General features: G+C 70.5%; 14 protein-coding genes and 1 pseudogene. 2 read left to right on the top strand and 13 right to left on the bottom strand.

Translation table 11 applies throughout. The annotated features are described in order from the left end of the window. From AC07BS_RS16310 to AC07BS_RS16300, 3 genes and pseudogenes are all read right to left on the bottom strand, one after another. A pseudogene (locus AC07BS_RS16310) lies at window positions 1–340 on the bottom strand (hypothetical protein); the annotation flags it as partial. Window positions 341–616: 276 nt separating this feature from the next. After that, entirely contained in the window at window positions 617–940 is a 324-nt protein-coding gene (locus AC07BS_RS16305; RefSeq protein WP_190063236.1) for an STAS domain-containing protein, read from the bottom strand. Between the two features lie 136 nt (window positions 941–1,076). Beyond that, on the bottom strand, window positions 1,077–1,925 hold the full coding sequence (locus tag AC07BS_RS16300) for a 3-hydroxyacyl-CoA dehydrogenase family protein (RefSeq protein ID WP_478642431.1): 849 nt from the start codon (window positions 1,923–1,925) through the stop codon (window positions 1,077–1,079). Window positions 1,926–2,169: 244 nt separating this feature from the next. Between AC07BS_RS16300 and AC07BS_RS16295 the strand changes: the two genes are divergently transcribed. Beyond that, entirely contained in the window at window positions 2,170–2,742 is a 573-nt protein-coding gene (locus tag AC07BS_RS16295) for a cob(I)yrinic acid a,c-diamide adenosyltransferase (RefSeq protein ID WP_478642434.1), read from the top strand. Between the two features lie 51 nt (window positions 2,743–2,793). On the opposite strand, the gene AC07BS_RS16290 is transcribed toward AC07BS_RS16295, so the two are convergent. From AC07BS_RS16290 to AC07BS_RS16280, 3 genes are all read right to left on the bottom strand, one after another. Beyond that, on the bottom strand, window positions 2,794–4,851 hold the full coding sequence (locus tag AC07BS_RS16290; protein ID WP_478932700.1) for a glycosyl hydrolase family 18 protein: 2,058 nt from the start codon (window positions 4,849–4,851) through the stop codon (window positions 2,794–2,796). A gap of 86 nt (window positions 4,852–4,937) precedes the next feature. Continuing rightward, window positions 4,938–5,597, bottom strand: coding sequence for a response regulator (locus AC07BS_RS16285; RefSeq protein ID WP_478642437.1), 660 nt, complete (start codon window positions 5,595–5,597; stop codon window positions 4,938–4,940). Beyond that, a complete protein-coding gene (locus tag AC07BS_RS16280) occupies window positions 5,594–6,787 on the bottom strand; it encodes a sensor histidine kinase (protein WP_478932698.1) in 1,194 nt (397 codons plus the stop codon). Before AC07BS_RS16280 ends, AC07BS_RS16285 begins: the two co-directional genes overlap by 4 nt. A gap of 158 nt (window positions 6,788–6,945) precedes the next feature. On the opposite strand from AC07BS_RS16280, the gene AC07BS_RS16275 reads away from it, so the two are divergent. Continuing rightward, window positions 6,946–7,515, top strand: coding sequence for a hypothetical protein (locus AC07BS_RS16275; protein WP_478932696.1), 570 nt, complete (start codon window positions 6,946–6,948; stop codon window positions 7,513–7,515). On the opposite strand, the gene AC07BS_RS16270 is transcribed toward AC07BS_RS16275, so the two are convergent. The 7 genes from AC07BS_RS16270 to AC07BS_RS16240 all read right to left on the bottom strand — a co-directional run bounded on the left by AC07BS_RS16270 (window position 7,512) and on the right by AC07BS_RS16240 (window position 14,023). Continuing rightward, window positions 7,512–7,961: a DUF2550 domain-containing protein gene (locus tag AC07BS_RS16270; protein WP_478642444.1), complete on the bottom strand. Its 450-nt coding sequence runs from the start codon at window positions 7,959–7,961 to the stop codon at window positions 7,512–7,514. The two genes, AC07BS_RS16275 and AC07BS_RS16270, sit on opposite strands and share 4 nt — an antisense overlap. A 123-nt stretch (window positions 7,962–8,084) precedes the next feature. After that, on the bottom strand, window positions 8,085–8,456 hold the full coding sequence (locus tag AC07BS_RS16265; RefSeq protein WP_478642446.1) for a F0F1 ATP synthase subunit epsilon: 372 nt from the start codon (window positions 8,454–8,456) through the stop codon (window positions 8,085–8,087). A gap of 111 nt (window positions 8,457–8,567) precedes the next feature. Beyond that, entirely contained in the window at window positions 8,568–10,010 is a 1,443-nt protein-coding gene (gene atpD / locus AC07BS_RS16260; protein ID WP_478642449.1) for a F0F1 ATP synthase subunit beta, read from the bottom strand. After that, window positions 10,010–10,930, bottom strand: a complete 921-nt coding sequence (locus AC07BS_RS16255; RefSeq protein ID WP_478642451.1) for a F0F1 ATP synthase subunit gamma — start codon at window positions 10,928–10,930, stop codon at window positions 10,010–10,012. Before AC07BS_RS16255 ends, atpD begins: the two co-directional genes overlap by 1 nt. Window positions 10,931–10,932: 2 nt before the next feature. Next, window positions 10,933–12,504 carry a F0F1 ATP synthase subunit alpha gene (gene atpA / locus AC07BS_RS16250; RefSeq protein ID WP_478642453.1) on the bottom strand — a complete coding sequence of 524 codons (1,572 nt, stop codon included), beginning with the start codon at window positions 12,502–12,504 and terminating at the stop codon, window positions 10,933–10,935. 146 nt (window positions 12,505–12,650) lie between these two features. After that, entirely contained in the window at window positions 12,651–13,466 is an 816-nt protein-coding gene (locus tag AC07BS_RS16245) for a F0F1 ATP synthase subunit delta (RefSeq protein ID WP_478642455.1), read from the bottom strand. Next, entirely contained in the window at window positions 13,463–14,023 is a 561-nt protein-coding gene (locus AC07BS_RS16240; RefSeq protein WP_478642457.1) for a F0F1 ATP synthase subunit B, read from the bottom strand. Before AC07BS_RS16240 ends, AC07BS_RS16245 begins: the two co-directional genes overlap by 4 nt. Window positions 14,024–14,057 lie beyond the last annotated feature (34 nt).

Genomic DNA, 14,057 nt, shown 5'->3' with positions numbered 1-14,057 from the left:
GGGCCAGGCCGACCAGGTAGCCGATCAGGCAGAGCACCAGGGCGTAGCGGCCGGTGGCGTGGTCGGCGGCGCGCAGCTCGGCGCGCCGCTCGGGGCCGTGCCGCTCCGGTCTGGCGGGCAGGGCGCCGGGCGGGCAGGGCTCTATCTCGCTGCCGTCGACGGGGTTGAGGGTCAGCAGGTAGTCACCGCTGACGAGCTGGACGACGCGGACCGGACCCTGGGCGGCGGAGACGTCCGGCGCGGGCGCGGATTCGCGCGGCGGGCGCTGCGGGGCGCCCGATTCCACCGGGGTCCGCTCGTCGTCGTGGAATTCCTCGGATCCCCGGTTCGTCGGGTCCATGGTTCAGAGCCCCCAAGATGCGTGGCGTGCCGTCGTGCCCTCCGGCCTGTCCGCACTCCTTCGATCGCCGCCCGGGGCGACCCGGCCGTCGATTCCGGTCCGGTGCCCGCCATGGGCTGTCGTAGGCGGCGGGAAACCGAACAGACCTTGCCACAGTATCTATGACGGTGGGGGTGCCACGGCGCCATGGGACGTCACAGTCTCATGAGGATCGGGGTACTCGAGTCCCAGGGGGCTCATCGAACCCGCCCGGCGCCCCGGGTCACGGACGGGGTCTCAGACGCGCGGCAGCGGGCGCCGGGGGCAGTCCTCCTCGATGGCGAGGATGCGGTGGAGGCGCGTGGCGACCAGGAGGCGCTGCATCCGGTCGGGCACCCCGCGCAGGACGAGCCGCCTGCCGGTGCGCCCGGCGCGGCGGTGGGCCCCCATGATGACGCCCAGTCCGGTGGCGTCCCAGGAGTCCAGCTCGGTCAGGTCCAGGACGAGGTCGCCCCGGCCGCCGTCCAGTGCGGAGTGCAGGACCGTACGGGCGTCCGCCGCGCTGCGGACGTCGAGGCGGCCCCCGACGACCAGTTCGGCGTGATCGCCCCTGATGTGCATATGCGCTCCCGGGAGTGGTGCCTGATGTGGATGTGGCTCTAAAGAACTGACTGCCTCTCACACCACAAAGTTGCCGCCTTCAGGCGAACCCATACCAAGTTCACCCCGCCGGGTGAACTTGGTATGGGCCGGACCCTCAGTGCTGGTAAAAGCCCTGTCCGCTCTTCCGGCCGAGGTCGCCGGCGTCGACCATGCGGCGCATGATCTCCGGCGGGGCGAACTTCTCGTCCTGGCACTCGGTGTAGATATTGCCCGTGGCGTGCATGAGGATGTCGACGCCCGTCAGGTCGGCGGTGGCCAGCGGGCCCATGGCGTGACCGAAGCCCAGCTTGCAGGCGATGTCGATGTCCTCGGCGCTGGCCACACCCGACTCGTAGAGCTTGACCGCCTCGACGACCAGCGCGGAGATCAGGCGGGTGGTCACGAAGCCGGCGACGTCGCGGTTGACGACGATGCAGGTCTTGCCGACGCCCTCGGCGAACTCACGGGCCTTGGCGAGCGTTTCGTCGCTGGTCTTGTAGCCGCGCACCAGCTCGCACAGCTGCATCATGGGCACCGGCGAGAAGAAGTGGGCGCCGACGACGCGCTCGGGGCGCTCGGTCGCCGCCGCGATCTTGGTGATCGGGATGGCGGAGGTGTTGGACGCCAGGACGGTCTCGTCCTTCACCAGCCCGTCCAGGGTGCGGAAGATGTCCCGCTTGGTGTCGATGTCCTCGAACACCGCCTCCACGACGAAGTCGGCGTCGGCGGCCGCGTCCATGTCCGTGGTCGTGGTGATCCGGGCCAGCGCCCGCTCGGCGTCGGCGGCCTCCATCTTCCCCTTGGAGACGAACTTGGCGTACGAGGCCTCGATGCCGTCCTTGCCCCGCCGCAGCGCGGCGTCGGTGACGTCCCGGAGCACGACGTCCCACCCGGCCTGGGCGGAGACCTGCGCGATCCCGGAGCCCATCAGTCCGGCGCCGATGACGGCAAGCTTCTTGGCCACCACTGTCCCCTTACTCCCTGTGCACGTACCTGTTCGTTTCACCGCTCTCCGCCCGGAGATTAGCGCCCGTTGACGCGCTGGTGGGCGGTAAGAGATGCGCGTCACGTCCCGGATGACGGACGTCACACCGGGGCGGCCACGCGGTATGTCCCACGGTGCAGTTGGGTCACTTCCGTCACACGGATCACAACATCCGGTGCGGCGCGGGGGGCTCACGGCCAGGGTGCGTGACTAGGCTCGTCCCATGGTCCATCTGACGCGCATCTACACCCGCACCGGCGACGACGGCACCACCGCCCTCGGTGACATGACCCGCACCGTCAAGACCGACACCCGCATCGCGGCGTACGCCGACGCGAACGAGGCCAACGCCGCCATCGGGGTGGCCGTCGCGCTCGGGCAGCTGCCGGAGGAGGTCGTCACGGTCCTCGTCCGGGTCCAGAACGACCTCTTCGACGTGGGCGCCGATCTGGCCACCCCGGTGGTCGAGGAGCCCACGTACCCGCCGCTGCGGGTCCAGCAGTCCTACATCGACCGGCTGGAGGCCGACTGCGACCGCTTCCTGGAGGACCTGGAGAAGCTGCGCAGCTTCATCCTCCCCGGCGGCACGCCGGGCGCGGCCCTGCTCCACCAGGCCTGCACGGTGGTCCGCCGCGCGGAGCGCTCCACGTGGGCCGCGCTGGAGATGCACGGCGACATCATGAACCACCTGACGGCGACGTACCTGAACCGGCTCTCGGACCTGCTGTTCATCCTGGCGCGGGCGGCGAACAAGGAGGTCGGCGACGTCCTGTGGGTGCCGGGCGAGAACCGCTGAGCCAAGCGCCGGACGGGCTGATCCCAGCCCGTCCGGCGCTTGGCGCGGGCGCTACTTCAGCCCGCTGTCGACCGCCGACATCAGCGTGCCGCTGTCGCCCGACATCTCCCAGATCATCACGCCGCCCAGCCCCTTCGACCTGAGCCAGGCCGTCTTCTTCCCGATCGACCAGGCGTCGTCGAAGGTCCACCACTGGCCGCCCGCGCCGGTGTAGCCGTACGTCGCGACCGCCTGCTCGTCGTGGTGAACGGTCAGGTTCGGGACGGAGGCGAGGAGGTTGTCGTAGCCGCGCGTGCCCGACTCCTCCGGGAACTGGCCCGGTGCCGCGCCGCCCGCGCTCTGCCAGGTGCCGTGGGCGCCGCCGTCGGCCACCTGCTGCCAGCCACGCCCGTAGAAGGCCAGGCCGAGGACGACCTTGCGCGGGTCGGCGCCGGCGTCCAGGTACGTCCGCACGGTCCGCTCGACGCTGAACTTCGTGTCGTACGGGTCCTTGGCGTCCGGGTAGAGGTTGCCCTGGTGGCCGGTGCGGTGGGGCTCCCAGCTGTTGTCGCTGCCGGAGCCGTGGAAGTCGTAGCCCTGGACGTTGGCGAAGTCCATGGAGTCCAGGACGCTGGGCGTGCCGTCCTTCGTGGTGATGTCCCAGCCCGCCTCGATCTTGGCGGGGTCCGCCGGGGTGAAGGCGGTGAGGAGGTACTTCCGGCCCGTCGTGGCGCTCAGCGCGTCCAGCTGCCTGCGGAACTCCGCGAAGAGCAAGGTGTTGTTCGCCTTGTCGTCCTTGGAGACGTGGTTGCCGGCGTGGCCCTCGGAGCCCGGCCACTCCCAGTCGATGTCGAAGCCGTCGAAGATGCCGGCCGCGACGCCCTTGCCGCCGCGCCCGTTGGTCACCGGCAGGTCGCCCTTGAGGTACATGTCGACGCAGGACTTCACGAACTTCTGCCGCGAGGCGTCGGTCTTCGCGACGTCCGAGAAGTACTTGCTGTAGGTCCACCCGCCGATGGACATGTTGACCTTCAGCTTGGGGTACTTGGCCTTGAGCTTCCTCAGCTGGTTGAAGTTGCCGGCCAGCGGCTGGTCCCAGGTGTCGCCCACGCCGTCGACGGACTCCCCGGCGGCGAAGCCCTTCTCGTAGTCGGCCCAGGAGTCGCCGGCCCCGTCGCCCTGGGCGGGGTCCTGGGGGTTGGGGCTGGTGGCCTTGGTGACACCGTTCAGACAGGTGAGGTTGACGGGGTCGATGTTGGAGAACGAGTAGTTGATGTGGGTGAGCCTGCGGGCGGCGCCGGTGGTGTCGAGGGACTTCACCGTGTAGCCGCGCCCGTAGATGCCCCACTGCACGAAGTAGCCGGCCTTCACCGGGTCCGTGCCGGGCTGGGGCTCTCCTCCCCCGCCGGTGGTGCGCACGGTCAGCGGGGCGCTGGCCGGGCCCGTCCGGTCGGCGGTGTCCCGGGCGACGACGGTGTAGGTGTAGTCCGTCCCCGGCGTCAGCCCGCTGTCGGTGTACGCGAGCTTGGCGACCGTGGCCGCCTTCGTCGTGCCGCGGTAGACGTCGTAGTTCTTCACGCCCTTGTCGTCGGTGGCGGCGGTCCACTTCAGGGCGACGGAGGTGTCGGTGACGGCGGTCGCCTGCGGGGTGCCGGGCGCTGTGGGCGGGGTGTCGGCCGACGAGCCGTCGCAGGGGCCGCCGTCGAGCCGGCAGCCGGCGGGGCCGCCGTCGCCGGCCGCGACGAACCCGAAGGTGACGCTCCCGCCGGGTGGGATGGTGCCGTTGTACTCGCGGTTCTTCGCCGTCCAGTGTGTGCCCGCGCCGCTGACGAGCGCGTCCCAGTAGGAGCCGACCGTGGTCGAGGAGGGGAAGTCCCACTCGACGGTCCAGCCGTTCACGGGCGCGGTGCCGGTGTTCCGCACCGTCCACTCGCCCTGGAAGCCGGTCCCCCAGTCGGAGGTCTTCACGAACGTCGCGGTGGCGGAGGGGGCCGCCGTGGCGGAGGAGGCCGCCGCCGCGGGGGCGGCGGGCCCGGCCAGGGCGGCCGCGGGGAGCAGCAGCGCGGCACAGGCCGCCACCACCGCTCCGGGGAAGAGGCGTCTGCTACGTCCCGAGGTTCCTGTGCGCATGGGGCTCAAGGGGGTCTCCCCGAGTGAGATCCGGACAGGTGGGGGGTGCGCTTGTGAAGGGAGCGTAAGAAGGTCCGTACCAATGGTCAAGAGGTCTGGACCAGACCCAACTCCCGGGCCAGCACCGCCGCCTGCACCCTGCTGCGCAGCTCCAGCTTCCCCAGCAGCCGGCTCACATGGGTCTTCACCGTCGCCTCCGCCATCCCCAGCCGCCGCGCGACCTCGGCGTTCGACAGCCCCTCCCCCACGCACACCAGCACCTCCCGCTCCCGGCGCGTCAGCACGTCGAGCACGGCGGGGTCGGGCCCGCCCGGCACCCGAGCCGGCCCCGGGCGGGCGAACTCCGCGATGAGCCGCCGGGTGACGACGGGCGAGATCAGCCCCTCGCCCCGGGCCACCGTCCGCACCGCCGTCACCAGGTCCGCCGCCTCGCTGTCCTTCAGCAGGAACCCCGCCGCGCCCGCCCGCAGCGCCCCGAAGACGTACTCGTCCAGGTCGAACGTGGTCAGCACCAGGACGTCGGCCAGCCCCTCGGCCGTGATCGTCCGGGTGGCCGACACCCCGTCCAGCCGCGGCATCTGCACATCCATCAGCACCAGGTCCGGACGCAGCTCCCGGGCCAGCCGGACGGCCTCCTCGCCGTCACCCGCCTCACCGACGACCTCGACGCCCGCCGCCGAGCGCAGGATCAGCACCAGCCCCGACCGCACGGCGGCCTGGTCGTCCGCGACCACGACCCGGATCATCGCGACTCCTCCTCGTCCACGGGCAGTTCCGCCCGTACTTCCCAGACCTTGCCGTCACCCGCCGGCGGGCCGACCTCCAGCCGCCCGCCCAGCAGGTCCACACGTTCGCGCATCCCCGTCAGGCCCGCCCCGGCGCCCGGCGCGCGCGGCCCCTCGCGGTCGCCGAGCGGGCTCGCCACCCGCACCGCGAGCCGGCCCGGCCCCCTGGACAGCTCCACGGTCACCGCGCCCGGCGCCGCGTGCTTGACGACGTTGGTCAGCGACTCCTGCACGATGCGGTACGCCGCCAGCTCCACCGGTACGGGCAGCGCCGCGGAGCCCCGCTCGTCGCGCAGGGCGAAGGAGAAGCGGTCGTCGCGCACCGCGCCGCGCGCCTGGGCCAGCAGCGTGTCGAGGCCGTCGAGCCGTGGGGTGGGGGCGGGTTCGTCCCGGCCGGCCGCGTCCCGGAGCAGCCCGATGAGCCGGCGCATCTCGGCGAGCCCCTGGACGCTGTTCTCCCGGATGACGCCCAGCGCCTCGCGGGAGGCCCCCGGCTCGTCGATCGACAGCGCGGCCGAGGAGTGGATCGCGATGGCCGACAGGTGACCGGCCACCATGTCATGCAGCTCGCGGGCCATCCGGGCGCGCTCGGCACCGACCGCCTCCCGGCGGTCCATCTCGGCCAGCAGCGCGGTCCGCTCGGCGGTGAGCCTGGCCGCCTCGGCACGGTCCCGGTGGACGCGCACCCCCACGCCCGTCCAGGCGGGGACGATCGTGACGACGGCCACGCCCATGCCGATCAGCAGCGCCTGCGGCTCCCGCATGAGGACGACCGCGGCCAGCGTGCCCAGCACGGTGAGCACCTCGGTGGCCCGCGGAAGGAGCCGGTACGCGGCCGGCGGCCCGTACAGCACCGACGCGTAGACGAGGTCGGTGAACATCGCGACGTTGGCGACCAGGCTGCCCGCGCAGACGTCCAGCGCGAGCGCGCACGTCCCGACGGCCAGGGCGGCCAGGGGCGCGCGGCGCCGCAGCAGCTCGGCACCGGCCAGGACGAACAGCGACACCAGCGCGAGCCGCTTGGACAGCCCCGCTTCCGACACGCTGCTCAGCCCGAGCGCGTAGAGCAGGAGACCGCCGAGCAGCCCGGTGAGCGCGATGAGGGTGGCGTCCCGATCGGGCGGACCGAGCACGGGGAGACGGACGGGCATGGGTCCATCACAGCACGTCGGAGGGGGCGCGGACGTCGGCCGCCGGTGCTTTCCACACACTCCGGCTACATCGAAGGATGCAGTCGGGGATCGTCGTGCGAGACGACGGAATGCCAGGTCACCGACGTGACGATGGTGGGGAGGGAAGGGAGAGATCTGTGATCGTCACGCTGATCGTCGCGTGTGAAGCGGGCTTCTGGCTCCTGCTGGCCGGCGGGCTGTGCCTGCGTTACCTGGCCCGGATGCCCCGGGCGGGGATCGCCGTCCTGCTGCTGGAGCCGATGCTGGAGCTGGTGCTGCTGATCGCCACCGCGGTCGACCTGAAGAACGGCGCGGCCGCCGACTGGAAGCACGGGCTGGCCGCGGTCTACATCGGGTTCTCGGTCGCGCTCGGCCACAGCACGATCCGGTGGGCCGACCAGCGCTTCGCCCACCGCTTCGCCGGCGGTCCGCCGCCGGTCAAGCCGCCGAAGTACGGCAAGGCACGCACGGTGCACGAGTGGAGGACGGCCGGCAAGTGGATCCTGGCCGCCGTGATCGCCGCGGGGCTGCTCCAGGGTGCCGTCTGGTACGTCGGCGACGCGGGCGACACCAGCTCACTGCGGAACTGGCAGAGCAAGATGCTGTGGGTGATCGGCATCAACCTGGTCATCGCGCTGAGCTACACGATCTGGCCCAAGGAGCCGAAGAAGGACGCCGCCAAGGAAGAGCTCGTGGAGCGGACCTAGGCGACGTTGACCCTCTGCCCGGGGGGCGCGGCCTCCAGCCAGGCCAGGAAGCCGGTGAGCGCGTCCTCGCTCATCGCCAGCTCCAGCCGCGTGCCCTGGTGGAGACAGGCGAGCACGATGGCGTCCGACAGCAGGGCCAGCTCCTCCTCGCCCTGCGGCGTCCGCCGCTCCAGCACCTCGATGGAGTCGCGCTGGAGGACCCGGCGCGGGCGGGGCGCGTACGAGAAGACCCGGAACCACTCGATCCGGTCACCGTTGTAGCGAGCGACCCCGTACACCCAGCCCTTTCCGGCGGGTTCGGGGTCGTTCTCGGGAATGTTCCAGCGCAGGCTGCAGTCGAAGGTGCCGCCCGAGCGCTGGATGAGCCGTCTGCGCAGACCGAAGACGAAGAGCCCCATCAGCACCAGCAGCACGACGATGCCGCTCACGAGCAGAGCGAGGACCATCTCCACCGACCTCCTCGCATCATCTAGAGCTGCACCTGCGTCTATCGCCTCAGCCGCGGACCGCCCTGGAGGTATTCCAGGCCGGTCCGCGGCTGAGGGTCGTACTCGAAGCGGTACGCGGGCTTAGCGGCCCGTGACCGCCTTCAGCCGGACATCCGCGCGACGCTCGGCGGCCGCGTCGGCGTCCGCCTTCGCGCGCTCCAGCGCCCGCTCGGCACGCTCGACATCGATCTCGTCGGCAAGCTCCGCGATCTCGGCGAGCAGCGAGAGCTTGTCGTCCGCGAACGAGATGAACCCACCGTGCACCGCGGCGACGACATTGCCGTCGGCGGTCTTGATGGTCACCGGGCCGGACTCCAGCACACCGAGCAGCGGCTGGTGGCCGGGCATGACGCCGATGTCACCCGATGTGGTACGCGCGATGACCAGAGTGGCCTCGCCGGACCAGACGCTTCGGTCCGCCGCGACCAGCTCGACGTGCAGCTCAGCAGCCAACGTGGCTCCTCGGGTCTCCACCCGCCGGGTGCGGCGGGTGTTGGGTCAAAGAATAGGGGACGTACGGACCGGGGGCGGGGCAGCCCGCCCCCGGCCGTCGGAGCACAGGGCTCAGGAGACGCCCAGCTCCTTGGCGTTCTTCTTGAGGTCCTCGAGACCACCGCACATGAAGAAGGCCTGCTCCGGGAAGTGGTCGAACTCACCGTCGCAGATCGCGTTGAACGCGGCGATGGACTCCTCCAGCGGAACGTCCGAACCGTCGACACCGGTGAACTGCTTCGCCGCGTGGGTGTTCTGCGACAGGAAGCGCTCGACGCGACGGGCGCGGTGGACGACCAGCTTGTCCTCTTCGCCCAGCTCGTCGATACCGAGGATCGCGATGATGTCCTGGAGGTCCTTGTACTTCTGCAGGATGCCCTTGACGCGCATGGCGGCGTTGTAGTGGTCCTGCGCGATGTAACGCGGGTCCAGGATGCGGGACGTCGAGTCCAGCGGGTCGACCGCCGGGTAGATGCCCTTCTCCGAGATCGGACGCGACAGAACGGTCGTGGCGTCCAGGTGGGCGAAGGTCGTCGCCGGGGCCGGGTCGGTCAGGTCGTCCGCGGGGACGTAGATCGCCTGCATCGAGGTGATCGAGTGACCACGGGTCGAGGTGATGCGCTCCTGGAGGAGGCCCATCTCGTCGGCGAGGTTCGGCTGGTAACCCACCGCGGACGGCATGCGGCCGAGCAGGGTCGAGACCTCGGAACCGGCCTGGGTGAAGCGGAAGATGTTGTCGATGAAGAACAGCACGTCCTGCTTCTGCACATCGCGGAAGTACTCCGCCATGGTCAGACCGGCCAGGGCGACGCGCAGACGGGTGCCCGGGGGCTCGTCCATCTGGCCGAAGACCAGCGCGGTCTTGTCCAGAACGCCGGAGTCCGCCATCTCGTGGATGAGGTCGTTGCCCTCACGCGTGCGCTCACCGACACCGGCGAACACGGAAACACCCTCGTGCAGCTTCGCCACACGCATGATCATTTCCTGGATCAGAACGGTCTTGCCGACACCGGCACCACCGAACAGACCGATCTTGCCGCCCTTGACGTACGGGGTCAGCAGGTCGACGACCTTCAGGCCGGTCTCGAACATCTCGGTCTTCGACTCGAGCTGGTCGAACGCCGGGGCCTTGCGGTGGATGGACCAGCGCTCGGTGACCTCGGACTCGGCCTCGGGGTCGTTCAGGATCTTGCCGAGGGTGTTGAACACCCGGCCCTTGGTGACGTCGCCGACGGGCACGGTGATGCCGTCGCCGGTGTCGGTCACCGGGGCCTGGCGGACCAGACCGTCGGTGGGCTCCATCGCGATGGAGCGCACCAGGCCCTCGCCGAGGTGCTGCGCGACCTCGAGCGTCAGGATCTTCTTCTTGCCGGCCTCGGCCGGGTCGGAGACCTCGACGGTGAGGGCGTTGTAGATCTCCGGCATCGCGTCGACGGGGAACTCCACGTCGACGACGGGGCCGATGACCCGCGCGACGCGGCCCGTGGCGGCGGCCGTCTCAACAGTGGTCGTCATTACTTGTCACTCCCCGCGGTCGCGTCGGCCAGAGCACTGGCGCCACCGACGATCTCGCTGATTTCCTGGGTGATGTCGGCCTGGCGGGCCGCGTTGGCAAGCCGCGTGAGCGACTTGATGAGCTCTTCGGCGTTGTCGGTCGCCGACTTCATCGCCCGACGGCGGGCCGCGTGCTCGGAGGCGGCGGCCTGCAGGAGGGCGTTGTAGATCCGGGACTCGACGTACCGCGGGAGCAGTGCGTCGAGCACGGCCTCGTCCGAGGGCTCGAAGTCGAACAGCGGCAGGATCTTGTCCTTGACCGTCTCCGACTCCTCCGCCGTGGCCTCGAGGCTCAGCGGCAGCAGCCGCTTGTCGACCGGCGTCTGCGTCATCATCGACACGAATTCCGTGAAGACGATGTGCAGCTCGTCCACGCCGCCCTCGGCCGTCTCCCGCTGGACCGCCTCGATGAGCGGACCGGCGACACGCTTGGCGTCGGCGTAGGTCGGGCTGTCGGTGAAGCCCGTCCACGACTCGACGACCGGCAGCTCGCGGAAGCCGTAGTACGCGACGCCCTTGCGGCCGACGATGTACGTGACGACGTCCTTGCCCTCCGCCTTGAGGCGGGCGGTGAGCTGGCCGGCAGCCTTGATCGCGTTGGAGGAGTAGCCGCCGGCCAGACCGCGGTCGCTCGTGACGAGCAGGACCGCGGCCCGGACCGGGTTCTCGACCTCGGTGGTCAGGGCGTGCTTGGTGTTGGAGCCGGTGGCAACCGCGGTCACTGCCCGGGTGAGCTCACTGGCGTACGGAGTGGACGCGGCCACCTGGCGCTGTGCCTTGACGATGCGCGAGGCGGCGATCATCTCCATCGCCTTGGTGATCTTCTTGGTCGCAGTGACGGACTTGATCCGTCGCTTGTAGACCCGGAGCTGGGCACCCATGCTCAGCCCTCGCCCAGCAGCTTGCCGTCCGAGGTCTCGAACTGCTGCTTGAAGGACGCGATGGCGTCGCCGGCGGCCTGCAGCGTGTCGTCGGACATCTTGCCGCCCTCGCGGATGCCGGTCATCAGACCCTTGTGCTCGCGGTGGAGGAAGTCGAGCAGCTCGCGCTCGAAGCGGCGGATGTCCTCGACCGGGACGTCGTCCATCTTGCCGGTGGTGCCGGCCCAGATGGAGACGACCTGGTCCTCGGTGGAGTACGGGGCGTACTGCGACTGCTTCAGCAGCTCGACCATGCGCTTACCGCGCTCCAGGGCGGCCTTGGAGGCGGCGTCCAGGTCGGAACCGAAGGCGGCGAACGCCTCGAGCTCACGGAACTGGGCGAGGTCCACGCGGAGGCGGCCGGAGACCTGCTTCATGGCCTTGTGCTGGGCGGAGCCACCGACACGGGAGACCGAGATACCGACGTTCAGCGCGGGGCGCTGACCGGCGTTGAACAGGTCCGACTCCAGGAAGCACTGGCCGTCGGTGATGGAGATGACGTTGGTCGGGATGAACGCCGAGACGTCGTTGGCCTTGGTCTCGACGATCGGCAGACCGGTCATCGAACCGGCACCCATCTCGTCGGAGAGCTTGGCGCAGCGCTCCAGCAGACGCGAGTGCAGGTAGAAGACGTCACCCGGGTAGGCCTCGCGGCCCGGCGGGCGGCGCAGCAGCAGGGAGACGGCGCGGTAGGCGTCGGCCTGCTTCGACAGGTCGTCGAAGACGATCAGGACGTGCTTGCCCTGGTACATCCAGTGCTGGCCGATGGCCGAACCGGTGTACGGGGCGAGGTACTTGAAGCCGGCCGGGTCGGACGCCGGGGCGGCCACGATCGTCGTGTACTCCAGGGCGCCGGCCTCCTCCAGCGCGCCGCGCACGGACGCGATGGTGGAGCCCTTCTGGCCGATGGCGACGTAGATGCAGCGGACCTGCTTCTTCGGGTCGCCCGAGCGCCAGTTGTCGCGCTGGTTGATGATCGTGTCGATGGCCAGCGCGGTCTTGCCGGTCTGACGGTCACCGATGATCAGCTGACGCTGACCGCGGCCGACCGGGGTCATCGCGTCGACGGCCTTGTAGCCGGTCTCCATCGGCTCGTGGACCGACTTACGGACCATGACGCCGGGGGCCTGCAGCTCGAGGGCGCGGCGGCCCTCGGTCGCGATCTCGCCGAGACCGTCGATCGGGTTGCCCAGCGGGTCGACGACGCGGCCGAGGTAACCCTCGCCCACCGCGACGGAGAGCACCTCACCGGTGCGCTGCACCGGCTGACCCTCCTCGATGCCGCTGAACTCGCCGAGGACGACCGCACCGATCTCGCGCTCCTCGAGGTTGAGGGCGAGACCAAGGGTGCCGTCCTCGAACCGCAGCAGCTCGTTCGCCATGGCCGAGGGAAGACCCTCGACCTTCGCGATGCCGTCGCCGGCAAGGCTGACCGTACCGACCTCCTCGCGCGAGGCCGCGTCCGGCTTGTACGCCTGGACAAAGTTCTCCAGTGCGTCCCGGATCTCCTCCGGCCGGATCGTGAGCTCCGCCATTTGGGTTCCCTGCTCTCCTTGTTGGGCCCGAAGTAATTCTGGGGGTCTGGGGAGGTTCTCCCATCGCAGTTCACGCTGCTCTGGGCCCCCAGAGGACACCGTCGACCCAACCCGGGCCGTCAGTTTGCTCTTGAGTTGGTGGCTGGTCAGCCGGCCATACGGCGACTCGCGTCCGCGAGCCGGTCCGCGATGGTCCCGTTGATGACCTCGTCGCCGATCCGCACCTGGATGCCGCCGAGGACCTCGGGGTCGACGTCCAGGTTCAGGTGGACGCGTCGCCCGTACATCTTCGCCAGCGCGTCACCGAGGCGCTGCTTCTGCCGGTCGTCCAGCGGCACCGCCGAGGTGACCTCCGCGACCATGCGGTCCCGGCGGTCGGCGGCCAGCTTGGAGAGGGCGTTCAGCCCGCCTTCCAGGCTACGGCCACGCGGCGCGGAGACCAGCCGGACGACGAGGCGCTCGGTGGCCGGCTTGGCCCGGCCGCCCAGCAGCTCGCGCACCAGGGCCGCCTTGGCGGTCCGGTCGGCGACCTTGTCGGTCAGCGCGGCGCGCAGGTCCGGGTTGGCGGCGACGATCCGACCGAAGCGGAACAGCTCGTCCTCGACGTCGTCGAGGTCGCCGGAGCGCTCGGCGGCGACGAGCTCGGCACCGTCGGCCAGCTCCTCGATCGCGTCCACCAGGTCGCGCGAGCGCGACCAGCGGGAGCGGACCATGCCCGCGACGAGGTCGACGCACTCGTCGCCCACCTGGCCGCCCAGCAGGCGCCGGGCCAGCTCGGCCTTGCCCTCGCCGGACTGCGCCGGGTCGGTCAGGACCCGACGCAGCGACACCTCGCGGTCGAGCAGCGCGGTGACGGCCGCGAGCTCACCGGCGAGCTTCACCGCGTCGACGGACGTACCCGCCGTCAGCGCGTCGAGGCTCTCACGTGCGGAGGCGAAGGCCTCCCGGCTCGCTCCGCTCATCGGTTGGCCTCGGCCTTCGTCGTGTCGACCGACGTGCTCTCGAGCGCGTCGAGGAAGCGGTCGACGGTCCGGCTCTGACGGGCGGAGTCCGCGAGGGACTCGCCGACGATCCGGCCGGCCAGGTCGATGGCCAGCTGGCCGACGTCCTGACGGAGCGCGGCCGCGGCGGCCTTGCGGTCGGCCTCGATCTGGGCGTGACCGGCAGCGATGATCTCCTCGCGCTGCCGCTGACCCTCGGACCGCATGTCGGCGATCAGCGCGACGCCCTGCTCCTGCGCCTCCTGGCGCAGACGCGCGGCCTCGTGGCGGGCGTCGGCCAGCTGTGCCCGGTAGTCCTCGAGCACCTGCTGCGCCTCGGTCTGGGCCGCGGCGGCCTTCTCCATGCCACCCTGGATGGCCGCCCGGCGCTCGTCCAGAACCTTGTTGATGTTCGGGAGGAGCTTCTTGCCGAGGAAGAAGAAGACGATGGCGAAGGCGATCAGACCGATGACAAGCTCTGGGATCGGCGGGAGGAGGGGGCTCTCCAGCTCCCCCTCGGACGCCAGCAGGGCGTTCACATCAGTGCCTTTCGTCGAAACAAGTGGTCGTCAG

The organism is Streptomyces sp. NPDC044063 (assembly GCF_056434285.1).
Note: the sequence above shows the minus strand (reverse complement) of the source record. Positions and strands in the feature narration are given on the sequence as shown.

What these genes read in the sequence shown, in the direction of transcription:
- AC07BS_RS16295 (WP_478642434.1), top strand. Translation starts at nt 2,170, where the DNA reads ATGGTCCATCTGACGCGCATCTACACCCGCACCGGCGACGACGGCACC.
- AC07BS_RS16290 (WP_478932700.1), bottom strand. Translation starts at nt 4,851, where the DNA reads ATGCGCACAGGAACCTCGGGACGTAGCAGACGCCTCTTCCCCGGAGCG.
- AC07BS_RS16280 (WP_478932698.1), bottom strand. Translation starts at nt 6,787, where the DNA reads ATGCCCGTCCGTCTCCCCGTGCTCGGTCCGCCCGATCGGGACGCCACC.
- atpD (WP_478642449.1), bottom strand. Translation starts at nt 10,010, where the DNA reads ATGACGACCACTGTTGAGACGGCCGCCGCCACGGGCCGCGTCGCGCGG.
- AC07BS_RS16245 (WP_478642455.1), bottom strand. Translation starts at nt 13,466, where the DNA reads ATGAGCGGAGCGAGCCGGGAGGCCTTCGCCTCCGCACGTGAGAGCCTC.
- AC07BS_RS16255 (WP_478642451.1), bottom strand. Translation starts at nt 10,930, where the DNA reads ATGGGTGCCCAGCTCCGGGTCTACAAGCGACGGATCAAGTCCGTCACT.
- AC07BS_RS16270 (WP_478642444.1), bottom strand. Translation starts at nt 7,961, where the DNA reads ATGGTCCTCGCTCTGCTCGTGAGCGGCATCGTCGTGCTGCTGGTGCTG.
- atpA (WP_478642453.1), bottom strand. Translation starts at nt 12,504, where the DNA reads ATGGCGGAGCTCACGATCCGGCCGGAGGAGATCCGGGACGCACTGGAG.
- AC07BS_RS16285 (WP_478642437.1), bottom strand. Translation starts at nt 5,597, where the DNA reads ATGATCCGGGTCGTGGTCGCGGACGACCAGGCCGCCGTGCGGTCGGGG.
- AC07BS_RS16305 (WP_190063236.1), bottom strand. Translation starts at nt 940, where the DNA reads ATGCACATCAGGGGCGATCACGCCGAACTGGTCGTCGGGGGCCGCCTC.